21 protein-coding genes are annotated in these 17,841 nt (G+C 66.9%); all 21 read left to right on the top strand.

Annotated features, from left to right (window positions below; all coding sequences use genetic code 11):
- The first annotated feature begins 77 nt into the window (after window positions 1–77).
- On the top strand, window positions 78–494 hold the full coding sequence (locus tag ABD708_RS13465; RefSeq protein ID WP_344755264.1) for a hypothetical protein: 417 nt from the start codon (window positions 78–80) through the stop codon (window positions 492–494).
- On the top strand, window positions 494–1,087 hold the full coding sequence (locus tag ABD708_RS13460) for a PulJ/GspJ family protein (RefSeq protein WP_344755262.1): 594 nt from the start codon (window positions 494–496) through the stop codon (window positions 1,085–1,087). Before ABD708_RS13465 ends, ABD708_RS13460 begins: the two co-directional genes overlap by 1 nt.
- Window positions 1,078–2,739, top strand: coding sequence for a hypothetical protein (locus ABD708_RS13455; RefSeq protein ID WP_344755260.1), 1,662 nt, complete (start codon window positions 1,078–1,080; stop codon window positions 2,737–2,739). The genes ABD708_RS13460 and ABD708_RS13455 overlap by 10 nt, the downstream gene beginning before the upstream one ends.
- Before the next feature lie 5 nt (window positions 2,740–2,744).
- A complete protein-coding gene (locus ABD708_RS13450; RefSeq protein ID WP_344755258.1) occupies window positions 2,745–3,566 on the top strand; it encodes a prepilin peptidase in 822 nt (273 codons plus the stop codon).
- A gap of 18 nt (window positions 3,567–3,584) precedes the next feature.
- Window positions 3,585–4,634, top strand: coding sequence for a type IV pilus assembly protein PilM (pilM, locus tag ABD708_RS13445; RefSeq protein ID WP_344755256.1), 1,050 nt, complete (start codon window positions 3,585–3,587; stop codon window positions 4,632–4,634).
- Window positions 4,631–5,467, top strand: a complete 837-nt coding sequence (locus tag ABD708_RS13440) for a PilN domain-containing protein (RefSeq protein ID WP_344755254.1) — start codon at window positions 4,631–4,633, stop codon at window positions 5,465–5,467. Before pilM ends, ABD708_RS13440 begins: the two co-directional genes overlap by 4 nt.
- A gap of 8 nt (window positions 5,468–5,475) precedes the next feature.
- Window positions 5,476–6,195, top strand: a complete 720-nt coding sequence (locus ABD708_RS13435; protein WP_344755252.1) for a hypothetical protein — start codon at window positions 5,476–5,478, stop codon at window positions 6,193–6,195.
- A gap of 28 nt (window positions 6,196–6,223) precedes the next feature.
- Window positions 6,224–6,673, top strand: coding sequence for a MaoC/PaaZ C-terminal domain-containing protein (locus tag ABD708_RS13430; RefSeq protein WP_344755250.1), 450 nt, complete (start codon window positions 6,224–6,226; stop codon window positions 6,671–6,673).
- Window positions 6,674–6,722: 49 nt separating this feature from the next.
- The gene (locus tag ABD708_RS13425) at window positions 6,723–7,757 is read left to right on the top strand and encodes a hypothetical protein (RefSeq protein WP_344755248.1); all 1,035 of its coding nucleotides are present in this window, start codon (window positions 6,723–6,725) and stop codon (window positions 7,755–7,757) included.
- Window position 7,758: 1 nt separating this feature from the next.
- On the top strand, window positions 7,759–8,250 hold the full coding sequence (locus ABD708_RS13420) for a DUF6121 family protein (protein WP_344755246.1): 492 nt from the start codon (window positions 7,759–7,761) through the stop codon (window positions 8,248–8,250).
- Window positions 8,251–9,288: a hypothetical protein gene (locus tag ABD708_RS13415; protein ID WP_344755244.1), complete on the top strand. Its 1,038-nt coding sequence runs from the start codon at window positions 8,251–8,253 to the stop codon at window positions 9,286–9,288.
- 193 nt (window positions 9,289–9,481) lie between these two features.
- Entirely contained in the window at window positions 9,482–9,856 is a 375-nt protein-coding gene (gene rpsL, locus ABD708_RS13410) for a 30S ribosomal protein S12 (RefSeq protein ID WP_120788527.1), read from the top strand.
- Window positions 9,856–10,326, top strand: a complete 471-nt coding sequence (rpsG, locus tag ABD708_RS13405; protein ID WP_344755241.1) for a 30S ribosomal protein S7 — start codon at window positions 9,856–9,858, stop codon at window positions 10,324–10,326. The genes rpsL and rpsG overlap by 1 nt, the downstream gene beginning before the upstream one ends.
- 90 nt (window positions 10,327–10,416) lie before the next feature.
- A complete protein-coding gene (gene fusA, locus ABD708_RS13400) occupies window positions 10,417–12,561 on the top strand; it encodes an elongation factor G (RefSeq protein WP_344755239.1) in 2,145 nt (714 codons plus the stop codon).
- A gap of 142 nt (window positions 12,562–12,703) precedes the next feature.
- Window positions 12,704–13,897 (top strand): elongation factor Tu, encoded by a 1,194-nt coding sequence (gene tuf, locus ABD708_RS13395; protein WP_344755237.1) that lies wholly within the window; start codon window positions 12,704–12,706, stop codon window positions 13,895–13,897.
- A gap of 134 nt (window positions 13,898–14,031) precedes the next feature.
- Window positions 14,032–14,415, top strand: a complete 384-nt coding sequence (locus ABD708_RS13390) for a hypothetical protein (protein WP_344755235.1) — start codon at window positions 14,032–14,034, stop codon at window positions 14,413–14,415.
- Between the two features lie 642 nt (window positions 14,416–15,057).
- Complete coding sequence (gene rpsJ, locus ABD708_RS13385) at window positions 15,058–15,366, top strand: 30S ribosomal protein S10 (protein ID WP_027479364.1); 309 nt, start codon at window positions 15,058–15,060, stop codon at window positions 15,364–15,366.
- A gap of 15 nt (window positions 15,367–15,381) precedes the next feature.
- Window positions 15,382–16,038 (top strand): 50S ribosomal protein L3, encoded by a 657-nt coding sequence (gene rplC, locus ABD708_RS13380; protein WP_344755231.1) that lies wholly within the window; start codon window positions 15,382–15,384, stop codon window positions 16,036–16,038.
- Between the two features lie 4 nt (window positions 16,039–16,042).
- Window positions 16,043–16,687, top strand: coding sequence for a 50S ribosomal protein L4 (gene rplD, locus ABD708_RS13375; RefSeq protein WP_344755229.1), 645 nt, complete (start codon window positions 16,043–16,045; stop codon window positions 16,685–16,687).
- Entirely contained in the window at window positions 16,687–16,983 is a 297-nt protein-coding gene (gene rplW / locus ABD708_RS13370; RefSeq protein ID WP_344755227.1) for a 50S ribosomal protein L23, read from the top strand. The genes rplD and rplW overlap by 1 nt, the downstream gene beginning before the upstream one ends.
- 16 nt (window positions 16,984–16,999) lie before the next feature.
- Window positions 17,000–17,839, top strand: coding sequence for a 50S ribosomal protein L2 (gene rplB / locus ABD708_RS13365; RefSeq protein ID WP_344755225.1), 840 nt, complete (start codon window positions 17,000–17,002; stop codon window positions 17,837–17,839).
- The last annotated feature ends 2 nt before the right edge of the window (window positions 17,840–17,841 follow it).

The following is a 17,841-nucleotide window of genomic DNA, read 5'->3' as shown; positions in this document are numbered from 1 at the left end:
CCGCCTGCAGCCCGAGAGCTCGAGCTGCAGGCGGCTCGCCCGTCCGATCGGAATCGAACACTCAAGAGGCTGCTGCTATGAGGCGAGGGAGCGTTGAGAGCGAGCGTCAAGCCGGTCTCGGACTCATCGAGATCGTCGTCTCCATGTTCGTTCTCGCGCTTCTCACCCTGGCCGTGCTCCCGGTTCTCGTTACGGGGCTGCGCACGTCCGAAGCGAACGCGTCTCAAGCCACGGCGGGCCAGCTCGCTTCCTCTACCATCGAAAACGCCCGGTCTCGAGCGCCGAAATGCGCGGACCTGGCTGCCTTCATCAGCAGCAGCCCGGCGACGTCAGTCAGCAGGGGCACCGTTCTGACCGCGACCGTTTCACCGGTTCTGAGCTGTTCCGCCATTCCGAGCTACCCCGTCACCGTGCCCGTCATGGTCAAAGTGATCGACTCACGCGGCAAGAGCTACGCGACGGCGTCGGCCCGCGTCTTGCTCACTCAACCCTGATGCGTGCCGCACCCGACCACCACGTCGCGACCGAAGACGGCTTCACGCTCGTGGAGCTGCTCATCTACACGATGCTTCTGGCCATCGTCCTCGTCATCGTCGGAGGATTCATGTTCAACTCGATCTCGTCGTCGAACACGATCCGTACGACGTCGCAGGCGTCTACCGAGGGCCAGCTGATCGCGAGCTCGCTCCAAGCCGGCATCGAGAACGCGACGGCGGTCACCGGCACGGATTACCCCGACGGAAGCGCACTGGTCATGGCGCGTGTCGCTACCCGCGGCGCGACGCTCGACTGGCAATGCGAAGCCTGGTATTATAGCGCCGCAGATAAGGCCGTGTACACCACGACCACGCACCCCGCCGTCGCAATCACGCTTCCCACAGGTGGCCCAAAGGGCTCATGGTCCCTGCTCGGCGACGGCATCGTCCCCGTCACAGACGGAACCGGCCCGCTGGCGCTGCATGGCACGTCATACTCGGCGAGTCTCGACATCGATCTGCCCGTGACGAAGTCGCAGCCCGTGCACATCGAGATGACGGCCTACATGCGCACCGACCCGAGCGAGCTGGTGAGCGCGCCGTGCTTCTGACACTTTTACGCAAGATCCGGCGCCGAGAACGCGGCAGCGCCATGGTGGCTGTGCTCAGTGTCATGGCCGTCATCATGGTGGTGGTCGCGCTGATCGGTGCTGTCACAGTGCAGTCGCTGCGTTTCACGGGGTCCACGAAGAACTCCGTCCAAGCTCAAGCATCGGCCGAGACGGGGATCGACGTCGCGGCGTCGCTCCTCACGCAGGGCACGTGCACGAGCGCCACGTTCACCCAGCCGACATCGGCGAGCGACCCCAACTACCTCGCGGGAGCGAGTTATTCGGTTGCGATCGCGTGGAGCCCAGCGGCGACCGGCGACAGTGCGTGGACCTCGGGTTGCCCCACTGCGGCGGCTCTCCGTGTGAAACTGACTTCAACGGGTCTCGCCGGACCCGGCATGAGCAGCAAGCGGATTGTCGAAGCGATCTATGCCGCCCACAGCACCACGACAACGGCGCCGAACTCATCTCTCACGCCCAGCGGCCCTGCCATCTATGCGTACTCGGCAACCGGATTCAGCGGTTCGGGCACGCTCTCGCCGGTCAGTGGCTCCGTGCCGAGCGTCAGAATCAGGAACGGCGACGTGAACTGCACGGGCGGTAGCAACGTTCAGGGCGACCTCATCGCTGCGACCGGAAATCTGACGGTCGGCGGCTCCTGCAATGTCGGCGGGAGTGTTTGGACGCCCCAGACTCTGACTATCACCGGAAGTCTGAAGGTGGGTGGCGACGCGACCGCGAAGTCCATGAACCTCGCTGGCACTCATGTCTCTGGCAATGCGTGGACGAGCAACGACATGACGCTGCAGTGGGGCACCCAGGTCGATCAAAACGCGACGGCGAAGATTCTGAATCTGTCAGGTGGCAACGTGCTGGGCACCGCATGGTCACAGACGTCGGCGACGTACGCCGGCGGGGCCACGATCGGTGGCAATCTCGTCGCGCAGTCGACTAACTCGACCAGCAGTGCGGCGAAGGGGACCAAGATCGTCGCTGCTGGTCCCGGGCCTGGCCCTTCGGCGCCGGCGACACCAACCGTGCCGAACTGGATCGACTACGCCTATAGCGCTTCCGACTGGCCCGGGTTCACGGTCGTGACCCTGCCCGCAGGCAGCTGTGACTGGACCACCTTCTATAACGCGGACATCAGCCTCGGCGGTTCGAAGGGCATCATCGACGCGCGCAACTGTACGGGCACCATCACGATCTCGACGGCCCGTGACAAGCTGCCGGTCAACAACGACCTGGTGATCCTCGGCAAGAGCTTCGACCTCGGGGCCAGTTTCGGGTTCACCGCAACGTCGGCGCATCGCCTGTGGCTGATCACCCCCGACACCACCATGAACGGTCAGCCTGACTGCCCTGGCTCCAACGGCGCGGGGACTTTCACGGTCGAAGGCGGCGCGACGCTCGACCCGCACATCAGCGTGATGATCTACAGCCCCTGTTTCGTGAACATCACGTCGGGCATCGACTGGTACGGCCAAGTGTTCGCCGGAGAGGTCCAGGTCAATGGTTCGGCCAATCTTCACTTCGTTTCCGTCGGTCTGCCGGGCTACAACCTCGACACCGGGACGGCACTGCCGCCGACCGTAACGAGCTCGCCGAGCGTCATCACTTCACGCCAGTCCATCCGAAACATCGCTGGGTGATGCTCATGCCCGCCCTCGCCCTCGGAATCTTCGGCAGCCTCATCGGCTCCTTCCTCAACGTCGTCGTATATCGCGTCCCCGCCGGCCTCAGCATCGTGAGCCCGCCGAGTGCGTGCCCGCGCTGTGGAGAACCGATCAAGGGCTACGACAACATCCCGCTACTGTCATGGCTCATGCTGCGCGCCAAGTGCCGCCACTGCGGCGAGCCGATCAGCGCCCGCTACCCGCTGGTCGAGTTGGGTACGGGTGTCGCGTTCGCGGCGGTGGCGGTCTGGTTCGCGCTGGCGCGCTGGCATGCGGCGGATGCCGCGCAGCTGACGGCCTCGATCCTGGAGCTCGTCGCGTTCCTCTACCTCGCCGCGATCTCCATCGCGCTCGCGCTGATCGACCTCGACACCAACAGGCTGCCGAATGCGATCGTTCTGCCGAGCTACCTGATCGGCGGGGTGCTCCTCGGTGCGGCATCCGTCATCACGCGCGACTGGTCCCAGCTGGTCATCATGCTCATCGGCGGGGCCGCGCTGTTCGCCCTGTACTTCGTCGTCGCGCTGATCTCGCCGCGCGGCATGGGCTTCGGTGATGTCAAGCTCGCGGGCGTGCTCGGCCTCTTCCTCGCCCACCTCGGTATCGCCCAGCTCATGGTCGGCGCCTTCGCGGCGTTCCTGCTCGGTGGCCTGTTCGCGGTGGTGCTGCTGATCACCGGGCGAGCCCGCCGTGGCTCCGGCATCCCCTTCGGGCCCTGGATGCTTGCCGGCGCATGGTTCGGCGCTGTCGCAGGCGCCCCAGCCGCCGCTCTCTACCTCTCCCTCTTCGGGCTGACCGCCTAGGCATCAAGGAGAAGACCAATGCCCAGCACCATCGTCGGAATCGACATCGGCAGCGAGACGGTTCGCGCCGTCGAGCTCAGCGAACCCGGCAAAGGCCGGCCCGTACTGCACCGCTATCACGAGCTCGACTTGCCGGCGGGCGCTGTGACCCGCGGTGAGGTGGAGCAGCCGCACACCGTCGCCACGGCGCTCAAGCAGCTCTGGGCGCGCGGCGGGTTCAAGAGCAAGACCGTGGTGATCGGGGTCGGAAATCAGCGCGTGCTCGCCCGCGATCTCGCGGTTCCGAAGGCATCGCTCAAGCAGATCCGCGCCGCGCTGCCCTTCCAGGTTCAGGACCTGCTCCCGGTCCCCGTGTCCGATGCGTTGCTCGACTTCTACCCGCTCAGCGAGTCGGAGGGCGAAGCGGGCCCGACCGTCAACGGCCTCCTGCTCGCCGCGATCAAGGACGCGGTCCTCGGAAACGTCAAGGCCGTCCAGTCCGCCGGTCTGCATCCCTTTAACGTCGATCTCGTTCCCTTCGCGTTGGTCAGGGCTCTGCTGAGCCGCGAAGCCGACAGCGGTGTGGTCGCGATCGTCGATCTCGGCGCGACCTCGACCACGGTCGTCATCGCCTCGAGCGGCGTTCCCCAGTTCATCCGCATCATTCCGTCGGGCAGCGACGACCTCACCCGGGCGCTTGCTCAGCGCCTCGAGGTCTCAGAGGAGGAGGCTGATCGCGTCAAGCAGCGCCTCGGTCTCGCGACGACCGTCGCCGACCTGGATGAGCACAAGGCGGTGCAGGTCATCTACGAGGTGACGAACGAGATACTGGCGAGCCTGCGCAACACGGTGAGCTACTTCAGCAACGTGCACCCCGACATGCCCGTGCGCGGCCTCGTCGTCACCGGCGGGGCGGCCGTCATGCCGGGTTTCATGAAGGCGCTGGCCGACGTCGTGCAGCTGCCCGTCTCGCTCGGCGACCCGCTTGCGAACGTCGTCCTCGGCAAGGGACTCGACCCGAGTCAGTTCGCCGCCGCACGACCCACCCTTTCCGTCGCCGTTGGCCTGGCCCTCGGGAGCGCCGCATGAGCACCTCAGAGCTCCCCGCGCCTCTCACAGAGCTTCTTGCGCCGCCGATCGAGACGCTCACGGAGCAGAAGTCGAAGCGCCACGGCCGACGCGGCGGTGAGAGATCGGATGCCGCGACGGGCAGCCCTCGTGCCTCGAAGCCGGCCAAGCAGTCGCGCGCCGACGATCTGGTCCTCGGCGGTGCGCCCATTGCTCGGCTGCTGCCGCCCGAGGTCGTCGAAGCGGGCAAGGCTCGCGCGACGCGCAATCTCATGGTCCTCATCATTCTGGGAGTCCTGGTCCTGGCCGGGGTGGCGACGGGAGCGGCCTATTTGCTCGCCCAGCGCTCGCAGGCCGAGCTGGAGGCGATCCAGACCCAGAACACGACCGTGCTTGCGCAGCAAGCGCAATACGCTCCGGTGCGCAGCGTGCAGAACCAGGTCAAGCTCGCGCAGGCGGCGCAGCGGGTGGGCGCGGCGAGCGAGATCGACTGGAGCGCCTACTTCGCGAAGGTCCAGGGGGTGATGCCCGCCGGAGTGTCGATCACGGCGATCTCCGGAGAGACGGCGAGCCCCACCGCTGCCATTGCGCAAGACAGCGCTCCGTTGTCGCCGAGCCGGGCAGCGACCGTCACCCTGGCGATCGATGCGCCCAACGAGCTGACCATCGCGGATGCGCTCGACGCTCTGCAGAAGCTCCCCGGGTACACCGCGGCGGTGCCGGGCAGCATCACCCAGGGGGCGAGTGCTGCCGGGTCTGCGGATACGCCGGGCGGTTCCGCGTGGAGCACCACAATCGTCGTCTCTCTCAACGACGGCGCTTTCGCAAACCGCTTCGATCAGAAGAACCAGTAGGGGTTGCTATGAACGCCAACAGACTCTGGATGCTCGGGGGGGCCGTCGCTGCCGTCGCGATCGTGGTGCTGGGGTGGATCGTCGGCATCTCCCCGCAATTGCAGCAGGCGAGTGCCGCCGATGACCAGAAGGTGTCCGCACAGTCGCAGCTGCAGCAGACCGAGCTGCAGCTCACCCAGCTGAAGAAGGACTACGCGTCGATCGGCCAGCTGAAGGCACAGCTGTCCACATTGCAGCAGTCGCTTCCCGGCACGTCGCAGGTCACCGATTTCGTCCGCCAGCTCGCACAGCAGTCAGCCGCGGCGGGCGTCGCGGTCTCGTCGATCACCGTCGGCGAGCCCACGGCCTATGCGCCGGCGGCATCGGGCAGCGCTCCCGCAGCGAGCCCGGCCCCGTCGCCGTCTGCCCCCACGCCGAGCGCGACCGCCGCGCCGAGCACGGGCCCCACGCCGAACGCGACCGCGGCTGCGGTTGCGCCGCCTGTCAGCACCGATCCGCTCGTGACCAGCGCGAACTTCGTCATGCTCCCAGTGACCCTCTCCATCAGCGGCGAGCAGGCCGGACTGATGTCGTTCACGAGCTCGGTGCAGAATCAGGGCCCGCGACTGTTCCTGGTGAACAAGATCGATCTGAAGCAGGGCGCTGGTGCCGCCGATTCGCAATCGGGCGCGGCATCCGATGAATCCGCGACACTCTCCGGATTCATCTATGTGCTGATCGGCAACTGATCACGCGGGCGCTCGCTACCGTAGCCTCATGCCCCTCTACCTCCCCGACTTCCGCGCGGGCCAGACCTTCACCACCCCCGGCCACACCGTCACCGAGTCCGAGGTGTACCAGTTCGCCAACCTGACGAACGACAACAACGAGGTGCACACCAACGCCGAGTTCGCGAAGAACACCCGCTACGGCCAGCGCATCGTGCACGGCATGTTCGGCGCGTCGCTGTGCCTCGGCCTGATCGCCCGCACCGGAGTCTTCGAGGGCAGCGCCGTCGCCCTGCTCGGCATCGACCAGTGGAAGTTCACGGCTCCGGTCTTCATCGGCGACACGCTGACCTGCACGGTCGAGATCCTGTCGGCGCGGCCGACGAGCTCGGGGGAGTACGGCGTGCTCGAACGGCAGCTCACCCTCAGCAAGCAGACCGGCGCGGTCGTGCAGCAGGGCCGCATGGACCTGTTGGTCCTCGCCGAACCCTTGAGCTGAGGCCCGTCAATCCCTGGCGTCACGCCGCCCCGTTGCTACTGTGACCCCCATGAGCGACACGACGCCGACGCCGCGTTCCGACGACGAGCCCACCCCTCTCGCCGATGAGACGGCACGCGAGCACGCCACCGGCGAGCAGCCCATCGAGCAGCCTCTGACGACCAGCTCGGACCCCGCCGACCACACCGACACCGGCGTCGCGCCGACCCTGCCGCCCGACTACGAGCCCGTCTCCGCCTCCGACCACGTCGCCCCCGAGCCGCCCCCGATCGCGGGCGACGAGCCCGGCGCGGCCCCGCGCTTCGACGCGGCGGCCGAGGGCGCAGCGGCCGAGGGCGCAGAAACGGATGCCGCAGCCCCGGCAGCCCCCGTCGTCGGCGCCCCCGTCGAGCCCACCGCCGTCGACGAGACGACATCGGCACCCGCGCCGGCCCCCGCAGCCGAGCCGACCCCGGCACCCGTCCCGACCCCGGCACCCACCCCGGTGCAGGCCCCAGAGCCCGCCCCCTACGGCGGCCCCACCTACCTGCAGTCGCCGACTGAGCCCAAGAAGCGCAGCAACCGCGGGCTCGGCATCCTGATCGCCGTGCTCGCCGCCGTCGTCTTCGCCGCGGCCGATCTGGCCGCGACCTACGGCATCCTCCTCGTCCGCTACGGCAACGACCGCGCGCTCAACTATCTCGAGAGCTACGCGAAAGGCTGGGATTTCTGGATCCCCCTCGCCGTCTTCACCGCCGCCTTCATCGCGCTGGTCGCGATCGTCAACCGCGGCCGCTGGTGGGGCTACGTGCTCGGCAGCGTCTTCGTCGCGCTCCTCGTCTTCGCGAGCTACTACGGCGCCGCCCTGCTCACCAGCCAGGCCTGGAACTTCACGCCGGGCGAGTTCACAGACTTCACGCGCGACTACTTCCAGTCGAACATCACGTATCTCTGGGTCGCGGCCGTGGTCACCTTCATCGCGCTCGAGCTCGTGACCTGGTTCGGAGCCTGGATCGCCTTCCACGGCCAGGTCGCCAAGCGCAAGAACGCCGAAGCGCGCGCCGCCTACGAGGCCGACCTCGATCAGCAGGTGTCGACGTACTGAGTTGCCGGGCTTCCGCAAGTACGCCGCAACGGTCGCGGTCTTCGCGAGCGGGCTGTTCCTCGCCCTCCTGATCGCCGTCTTCGGCGTGATCTCGCTGCTCGCCGGCATCGAGGTCATCGCCGACCCGCGCGCGGGCGAGTTGGCAGGGCCCGTCGCGACGGCCGCGGCGACGCTGCTGGTGATCGGATGCCTGCTGCTGATCGCCCTGCGCATCCCCGAGTCGCGCCAGCGGGTCGCCCCGCTCGCGTCCTTCGGCATCGGCGTCGGCGCCTACCTGGCGTGGTCGCTGTTCGCGGCGCTCGCGTTCCTCTTCGGCCGGGGCGACCCGGTCGGGGCGCTGATCTTCTTCGGCGGCATCCTGCTCGGCCCCTTCGCGATCTCCGCGGGCGTCATCGCCTTCGTCATCGCGCTGCTCTTCACGGTGGCCCTCGCCTCGCGCGTGGCAGACAAAGGCCGGCCCCGCTGGCCGTGGGAGAAGTACGAAGATGAGTAGGTGCCATCCTCCGCGCCCGTCCTGACCCGCGGCCAGCTCGCCACCGTGATCGTCGCGGTCCTCGCCGTCGTCGGTGTGATCATCGCGGCGCTGGCGGTCGTGCCGCCCGCGGCGCGCGCCGCGAACCCCGACCTCCCGGTACGCGCCTACCTGCAGGCCATCGAGAAGGGCGAGATCGGCACGGCGATGAAGATCGGCGGCATCGAGCCGGCGGCGGGCGACAAGCTGCTGACGGATGCCGCATACGGTCAGGCATCCGATCGCATCACCGCCTTCACCGTGCTCGACGCGAGCGTCCGCGACAGGACCGGCACGGTGCGCACCCGCATCACCCAGGGCGACCGCAGCTACGTCGCCGCGTTCGACGTCGCCCGCGCGAGTACGAACCCGTTCGATCCGTGGCGGCTCGCGAAGCAGCAGCTGCCCGAGATCACGCTGAAGCTCGAGGCGCCGCTGGATCTTGCGGTCAGAATCGGCGGTGTCGACTTCACGGCATCTCGCGGCGCGCTCACGCAGCGTGTCTTTCCCGGCAGCTATGAGACGAGCCCGCGCACGACGGGTCAGGTCGACGTCGGGTATGCCACGGCGAAAGCCACCTTCGAGGCGACGCGCACGGACCCGGTGACCGTGCCCATCGGTCTGGCGGATTCGGGCAAGTCCACGGCAGACAGGCAGGTGCAGACCTGGCTTGCCAACTGCGCGGCCTCGAGCGAGCTGCATCCGGCCAACTGCCCGTTCGAGGCCGTTCCCGAGGCGTCCGTCATCTATTCGGACGGCAGGTGGACCATCGACACGCAGCCCGTGTTCGACGTGGGGGAGTGGAGCGACCGGCTCGGCGGCTGGCCGGTCACCACCAGTGCCCCCGGCTACGTCACCTTCACGGCGCGCGCCCGTCAGGGCGGCCTGGTGGGCACCGCGACGACCGGCTCGAATCCCTTTGGCGTCGCGGGCATGATCCTGCCGGACAGCAGTGGCGGGCTGCGTTTCGTGCCCTCAGCGAACTACTCATCGCCGAGCACGGCAGGGTCACTCACCTGATACCATTGATCGGGTGTGCGCTTTGGCGTGCGCGCTCGGCGTGTCCGAGCTGAGACAGGTCTGGTTCGAACCAGGGTCTCCCACGGCATACTCACCACGCAATTCCGACGTCATTCGATGTCGGCGGTGGGTCCCGATGGAAAGAACAAACCATCACATCGCTGTCACCGTGCAGCACTAACTAGGAGCATTTGTGCCAACTATTCAGCAGTTGGTCCGCAAGGGTCGCAGCCCCAAGGTCGTCAAGACCAAGGCCCCCGCCCTGAAGGCCAACCCCCAGCAGCGCGGCGTGTGCACGCGTGTGTACACCACCACCCCGAAGAAGCCGAACTCGGCCCTTCGCAAGGTCGCCCGCGTGAAGCTCTCCAACGGCACCGAGGTCACCGCCTACATCCCCGGTGAGGGCCACAACCTGCAGGAGCACTCGATGGTGCTCGTCCGCGGCGGTCGTGTGAAGGACCTCCCGGGTGTCCGCTACAAGATCATCCGCGGCGCTCTGGACACCCAGGCCGTCAAGAACCGCAAGCAGGCTCGCAGCCGCTACGGCGCGAAGATGGAGAAGAAGTAATGCCTCGCAAGGGTCCCGCTCCTAAGCGCCCGGTCGTCGCCGACCCGGTTTACGGTTCGCCCGTCGTCTCGCAGCTGGTCAACAAGATCCTGCTCGACGGCAAGAAGGGCCTCGCCGAGCGCATCGTCTACGGTGCCCTCGCCGGCGTCGAGGCCAAGACCGGCAACGACCCGGTCGCCACGCTCAAGAAGGCGCTCGACAACGTCCGCCCGACCCTCGAGGTCAAGTCCCGCCGCGTCGGCGGCTCGACCTACCAGGTCCCGGTCGAGGTCAAGCCCCACCGCGCGAACACCCTGGCGCTGCGCTGGCTCACCGGCTACGCCAAGGCCCGTCGTGAGAAGACCATGACCGACCGTCTCACCAACGAGATCCTCGACGCGTCGAACGGCCTCGGTGCCGCGGTGAAGCGCCGCGAGGACACGCACAAGATGGCCGAGTCGAACAAGGCCTTCGCGCACTACCGCTGGTAACAGCGATTCCGGGTGGGTGACGGATGCCAGAAGCATCCGTCACCCACCCGGGCCAGAACTTCCCCTTCACCATCCATCCGGAGGAACCCCGTGGCACAAGACGTGCTCTCGGACCTGCACAAGGTCCGCAACATCGGCATCATGGCGCACATCGATGCCGGTAAGACCACCACCACCGAGCGCATCCTGTTCTACACGGGCGTGAACCACAAGATCGGCGAGACCCACGACGGCGCCTCGACGACCGACTGGATGGAGCAGGAGAAGGAGCGCGGCATCACGATCACGTCTGCCGCCGTGACCTGCTTCTGGGCACCGACCTACGCGGCGAACACCGACGCGAACCGGAACCAGATCAACATCATCGACACCCCCGGCCACGTCGACTTCACCGTCGAGGTCGAGCGCTCGCTGCGCGTCCTCGACGGCGCGGTCGCGGTCTTCGACGGCAAGGAGGGCGTCGAGCCCCAGTCCGAGACCGTGTGGCGCCAGGCCGACAAGTACGACGTCCCCCGCATCTGCTTCGTCAACAAGATGGACAAGCTGGGCGCCGACTTCTACTTCACCGTCGACACGATCATCAACCGCCTCGGCGCGAAGCCGCTCGTGATGCAGCTGCCGATCGGCGCCGAGAACGACTTCATCGGCGTCATCGACCTCGTCACCATGAAGGCCCTGGTGTGGCCGGGCGACGCCAAGGGCGATGTGACCATGGGCGCCAAGTACGAGGTGCAGGAGATTCCTGCCGACCTCGCCGACAAGGCTGCGGAGTACCGCCAGAAGCTGCTCGAGACCGTTGCCGAGACCGACGACGCGCTGCTCGAGAAGTACTTCGGCGGCGAGGAGCTCACCGAGGCCGAGATCAAGGGCGCGATCCGCAAGCTCACGATCGCCTCCGAGATCTACCCCGTGCTGTGCGGCTCGGCGTTCAAGAACCGCGGTGTGCAGCCGATGCTCGACGCGGTCGTCGACTACCTGCCGTCGCCGCTCGACGTCCCGTCCATTGAGGGCCACGACGTCCGCGACGAGGAGAAGGTCATCGAGCGCCACGCCGACGCCAGCGAGCCGTTCTCGGCCCTCGCGTTCAAGGTGGTCTCGCACCCGTTCTTCGGCCGCCTCACCTACGTCCGCGTGTACTCGGGCCACCTCGAGTCGGGCGCTCAGGTCATCAACGCGACCAAGGACAAGAAGGAGCGCATCGGGAAGATCTTCCAGATGCACGCCAACAAGGAGAACCCGGTCGAGTCGCTGACGGCGGGCAACATCTACGCCGTCATCGGTCTGAAGGACACCACCACCGGTGACACCCTCGCCGACCCGCAGAGCCCGGTCGTCCTCGAGTCGATGACGTTCCCCGAGCCCGTCATCGAGGTCGCCATCGAGCCGAAGACCAAGGCCGACCAGGAGAAGCTGGGCACCGCGATCCAGAAGCTCGCCGAAGAGGACCCGACGTTCCGCACCGAGCTCAACCCCGAGACCGGCCAGACCGTCATCAAGGGCATGGGCGAGCTGCACCTCGACATCCTCGTGGACCGCATGCGCCGCGAGTTCAAGGTCGAGGCCAACGTCGGCAAGCCGCAGGTCGCGTACCGCGAGACCATCAAGAAGACGGTCGAGCGCCACGACTACACGCACAAGAAGCAGACCGGTGGTTCCGGGCAGTTCGCGAAGATCCAGTTCAAGCTGGAGCCGCTCGAGGTCACCGCTGAGACGACCTACGAGTTCGTGAACGCCGTCACCGGTGGTCGCATCCCGCGCGAGTACATCCCCTCGGTCGACGCCGGCTTCCAGGAGGCCATGCAGGGCGGCATCCTCGCCGGCTTCCCGATGGTGGGCGTCAAGGCGACTCTCACCGACGGCGGCTACCACGAGGTCGACTCGTCCGAGATGGCGTTCAAGATCGCCGGCTCGATGGGCTTCAAGGAGGCTGCGCGCAAGGCCAACCCGGTCCTGCTCGAGCCGCTGATGGCCGTCGAGGTCCGCACCCCCGAGGAGTACATGGGCGACGTGATCGGCGACCTGAACTCCCGCCGCGGCCAGATCCAGTCGATGGACGACGCCTCGGGCGTCAAGGTCATCCGCGCGATCGTGCCGCTGTCCGAGATGTTCGGCTACATCGGCGACCTGCGTTCGCGCACCGCCGGCCGCGCCGTCTACTCGATGCAGTTCGAGACCTACGGCGAGGTTCCGCGGAACGTCTCCGACGAGATCGTCCAGAAGGCCAAGGGCGAGTAGTCGTACCGCTGGTTGAGGAAGCCGTAAGGCCGTCTCGAAGCCGGCATCCAAAATCCCGTAACATAGAAAAGATCCCCGTAGAATGTCCGGTCGGCGCACGCCGCCCGCAGCTTCTACATGAGAGTCCTGAGGAGGACCCACAGTGGCTAAGGCCAAGTTCGAGCGGACCAAGCCGCACGTCAACATCGGTACGATCGGTCACGTCGACCACGGCAAGACCACTCTGACCGCGGCGATCTCGAAGGTTCTGGCGGAGAAGTATCCGTCGGCCGTCAACGTGAAGCGTGACTTCGCTTCGATCGACTCGGCGCCGGAAGAGCGTCAGCGCGGTATCACGATCAACATCTCACACGTCGAGTACGAGACCCCGAAGCGTCACTACGCTCACGTCGATGCCCCTGGGCACGCGGACTACATCAAGAACATGATCACCGGTGCTGCCCAGATGGACGGCGCGATCCTGGTCGTGGCCGCCACCGACGGCCCGATGGCTCAGACCCGTGAGCACGTTCTGCTCGCCAAGCAGGTCGGCGTCCCCTACCTGCTGGTCGCTCTGAACAAGGCCGACATGGTCGACGACGAGGAGATCCTGGAGCTCGTCGAGCTCGAGGTTCGCGAGCTGCTGTCCTCGCAGGGCTTCCCGGGCGACGACGCCCCCGTCGTGCGCGTCTCGGGCCTCAAGGCCCTCGAGGGCGACGAGAAGTGGACTCAGTCCATCCTCGACCTCATGGACGCCGTCGACGAGTCGATCCCCGACCCGGTGCGTGACCGTGACAAGCCGTTCCTCATGCCCATCGAGGACGTGTTCACCATCACCGGCCGTGGCACCGTCGTGACGGGCCGCGCCGAGCGTGGCACGCTCGCCATCAACTCCGAGGTCGAGATCGTCGGCATCCGCCCGACGCAGAAGACCACGGTCACGGGTATCGAGATGTTCCACAAGCAGCTCGACGAGGCCTGGGCCGGCGAGAACTGTGGTCTGCTCCTCCGCGGTACCAAGCGCGAGGACGTCGAGCGCGGTCAGGTCGTCGTGAAGCCGGGTTCGGTCACGCCGCACACCGAGTTCGAGGGCACCGCGTACATCCTGTCCAAGGACGAGGGTGGCCGCCACAACCCGTTCTACGCGAACTACCGTCCGCAGTTCTACTTCCGCACCACCGACGTGACCGGCGTCATCACCCTCCCCGAGGGCACCGAGATGGTCATGCCGGGTGACACCACCGACCTCCACGTTGAGCTGATCCAGCCCATCGCCATGGAGGAGGGCCTCGGCTTCGCCATCCGCGAGGGTGGCCGCACCGTCGGCGCCGGTACCGTCACCAAGATCATCAAGTAATTCCGGTTACTGCGATCTCCTGAGAGGGGGTCGGGCCTTAGGCCCGGCCCCTTTCTCTTTGCTCCGACATCAGATGCAACATAGATACAACATGTGTTAGGATGTTCCCAGGACGTAGAAGAAAGGGAACATCAATGACTGAGACATCGACGCGATCCGGCGGGCTGCGCCGCGGAGTGCGCCGAGCGGGTGCGTTGACCGCTGCTGCCGGGTTGCTGCTCGTCGGCGTGCTGATGGCCGGGCCGGCCGTCGCCGCGGCTGCTGAGCCCGTGACTCCGGTAGCGATCAGCGAGACCATCGAGCCTGAGCTCGGCCCGGTGACGGATGACACGATCATGCCGATCTCCGAGGAGGCTGCGATCGAGCCGATCTCTGAGGTCGTCGAGACGCTGACGCGTCCGCTGGGTCTGAGCATTTTCCTCGCGTCCGCTCTGACGCTGGGCGCCGGCGGCATCGCGATCGCGCGGGTTGCGGGGCAGCGCAAGCAGCAGGCTGCGCGGGTGGAATCGCGGAAGTAGTTCCGCGGCAATACGGGGGCTGAACCGGTCGGGGTTCAGCCCCTCTTTCGTGCGCGCAGCCGGCTCCGCTCGTGGTTGCGCTACTCAAATCCGCATTGCGCTACTCGGATCCCGGTAGCGCACAGCGGATTTGAGTAGCGCACCGGGTGAGACGGATGCCGATGGCTGGGTTCCGGCGCCGCGGCGCCCAAGGGCGCGCGGGGCGTGTCGCGTCTCGAAAACCCGGCCACAGCGACGCGGCGGTCGCGTCCGGCGCGTCGCGCAGCGACCCGCGCCGGGCGAGGACCGGCGCGGCAATAGGCACGACACGCCCGGGTTGCAGCATCCGTATTCATCTGGCAAACTTGTATAGTTCAACATTTCGGCAGACGGGCCCAGCTCTCACCGAATCACTGCCAGGCAGTGCATAACCGCCGACTCGCTCGGTTCAGGTTAGGCCGCAGGCAGCAGAACACCTCGCCAAAATCCGACAACGGAAATCCCGGACACTTCTGTGCCCGGGTCGCTCCATGTCGGGGCCGGGCGTTGAAAACCGAACAGTGGTGCTGCACCACGAGCTTCGAACGGCAGACCGTTCGGAGCACGTCGCGTCCAATGCGAGCCGGAAGCTCGTAAGACGCCTTACACGAGAGCGAGTCAGTGATGGCGGGACAGAAGATCCGCATTCGACTGAAGTCGTATGACCACGAGGTCATCGACACCTCGGCACGCAAGATCGTCGACACGGTCACCCGCGCGGGTGCGACCGTCGTCGGCCCGGTGCCGCTTCCGACCGAGAAGAACGTGGTCGTCGTGATCCGTTCGCCCCACAAGTACAAGGACAGCCGCGAGCACTTCGAGAAGCGCACGCACAAGCGGCTGATCGACATCATCGACCCGACGCCGAAGGCCGTCGACTCGCTCATGCGTCTCGACCTGCCGGCCGACGTCAACATCGAGATCAAGCTGTAAGGGGGCCCGGCACACATGTCTGCAAAGACCAAGAACGTCAAGGGCCTGCTGGGCACCAAGCTGGGGATGACCCAGGTGTGGGACGAGAACAACAAGCTCATCCCCGTCACCGTCGTTGAGATCACTCCGAACGTGGTCACCCAGGTCCGCACCCCCGAGGTCGACGGCTACGACGCCGTTCAGATCGCCTACGGCCAGATCGACCCGCGCAAGGTCAACCAGCCGACCGCCGGCCACTTCGAGAAGGCCGGTGTCACTCCGCGCCGCCACCTCACCGAGGTGCGCACCGCTGACGCCTCCGAGTACTCGCTCGGCCAGGAGCTCACCGTCGGTGAGACCTTCGAGGCCGGCCAGCTCGTCGACGTTGTCGGCACCAGCAAGGGCAAGGGCACCGCGGGTGTCATGAAGCGCCACAACTTCAAGGGCGTCTCGGCCTCGCACGGTTCGCACCGCAACCACCGCAAGCCCGGCTCGATCGGCGCCTCGTCGACCCCGAGCCGCGTCTTCAAGGGCATGCGCATGGCCGGCCGCATGGGCGGCGAGCGCGTGACCGTGCTGAACCTGACGGTGCACTCGGTGGATGCCGAGAAGGGCCTGCTGCTCGTCAAGGGCGCCGTTCCCGGCGCTCGCGGCCGCATCGTCTTCGTCCGCAACGCAGTGAAGGGAGCCTAAGACCATGGCTACTCTCGACGTCCTCGACGTGAAGGGTAAGAAGGCCGGCTCCGTCGAGCTGCCTTCCGAGGTCTTCGACGTCCAGACCAACGTCCCGCTGATCCACCAGGTCGTCGTCGCTCAGCTCGCCGCTGCTCGTCAGGGCACGCACAAGACGAAGAACCGCGGCGAGGTCTCCGGTGCCGGCCGCAAGCCGTTCAAGCAGAAGGGCACCGGCCGCAGCCGTCAGGGCTCGGTGCGTGCGCCCGAGCACACCGGCGGTGGCGTCGTGCACGGCCCCGTGCCGCGCAAGTACGACCAGCGCACCCCGAAGAAGATGATCGCCGCTGCTCTGCTCGGCTCGATCTCCGACCGCGCTCGCGCCGGCCGCCTGCACATCGTCCAGGCCATCGCGGTCGACACCCCGTCGACCAAGACCGCCAAGGCGCTGCTCGCCGGTCTCGGCGTCGGCAAGAACGTGCTCGTGGTGCTCGACTCCGCTGACGAGGCCGGCTGGCTCTCTGTCCGCAACCTGCCGAACGTCCACGTGCTCGCCGCCGACCAGCTGAACGCCTACGACGTGCTCCGCAGCGACGACGTCGTGTTCACGCAGGTCGCGTACGACGCCTTCGTCGCCGCCAAGACCAAGAAGCAGGAGGTGACCAAGTAATGGCCGCCAACAAGGACCCGCGCGACGTCATCATCGCCCCGGTCGTCAGCGAGAAGAGCTACGGCCTGATCGACGAGGGCAAGTACACCTTCGTCGTCGACCCGCGCTCCAACAAGACCGAGATCAAGCTCGCGATCGAGTCGATCTTCAAGGTCGAGGTCGCGTCGGTGAACACCCTGAACCGTCAGGGCAAGACCCGCCGCACCCGCTTCGGCACGGGCAAGCGCAAGGACACCAAGCGCGCCATCGTGACGCTCAAGTCCGGTTCCATCGACATCTTCACGGCTGTCGGCTAGGAGCGAAGGAAGAACTATGGCTATTCGTAACTACAAGCCCACGACCCCCGGTCGTCGCGGCTCGTCCGTTGCCGACTTCGCTGAGATCACCCGGTCGACGCCCGAGAAGTCGCTGCTCCGCCCGCTGGCGAAGACCGGCGGCCGCAACAACCAGGGCCGCATCACCACCCGCCACATCGGCGGTGGCCACAAGCGCCAGTACCGCGTCATCGACTTCCGTCGCAACGACAAGGACGGCGTCAACGCCAAGGTCGCCCACATCGAGTACGACCCGAACCGCACCGCGCGCATCGCGCTGCTGCACTTCGTCGACGGCACCAAGCGCTACATCCTGGCGCCGAACGGCCTGAAGCAGGGCGATGTCATCGAGTCGGGCGCGAGCGCCGACATCAAGCCGGGCAACAACCTGCCGCTGCGCAACATCCCCACCGGTACCGTCGTGCACGCCATCGAGCTCAAGCCGGGTGGCGGCGCCAAGCTGGCCCGCTCGGCCGGGGCATCCGTTCGCCTCGTCGCGAAGGACGGCCCGTACGCCCAGCTGCGCCTGCCTTCCGGTGAGGTCCGCAATGTCGACGCCCGCTGCCGCGCCACCATCGGCGAGGTCGGCAACGCCGAGCAGTCGAACATCAACTGGGGCAAGGCCGGCCGCAACCGCTGGAAGGGCATCCGCCCGACCGTCCGCGGTGTCGCGATGAACCCGATCGACCACCCGCATGGTGGTGGTGAGGGCAAGACCTCCGGTGGTCGCCACCCGGTCAGCCCGTGGGGTCAGCCCGAGGGCCGCACCCGTCACGCGAACAAGGAGAGCGACGGCCTCATCGTTCGTCGCCGTCCCACCGGCAAGAAGCGGAAGTAGGA

The organism is Gryllotalpicola koreensis, from assembly GCF_039538185.1.
Lineage (GTDB): Bacteria > Actinomycetota > Actinomycetes > Actinomycetales > Microbacteriaceae > Gryllotalpicola > Gryllotalpicola koreensis.
This window is presented reverse-complemented; position numbering and strand designations above follow the sequence as displayed.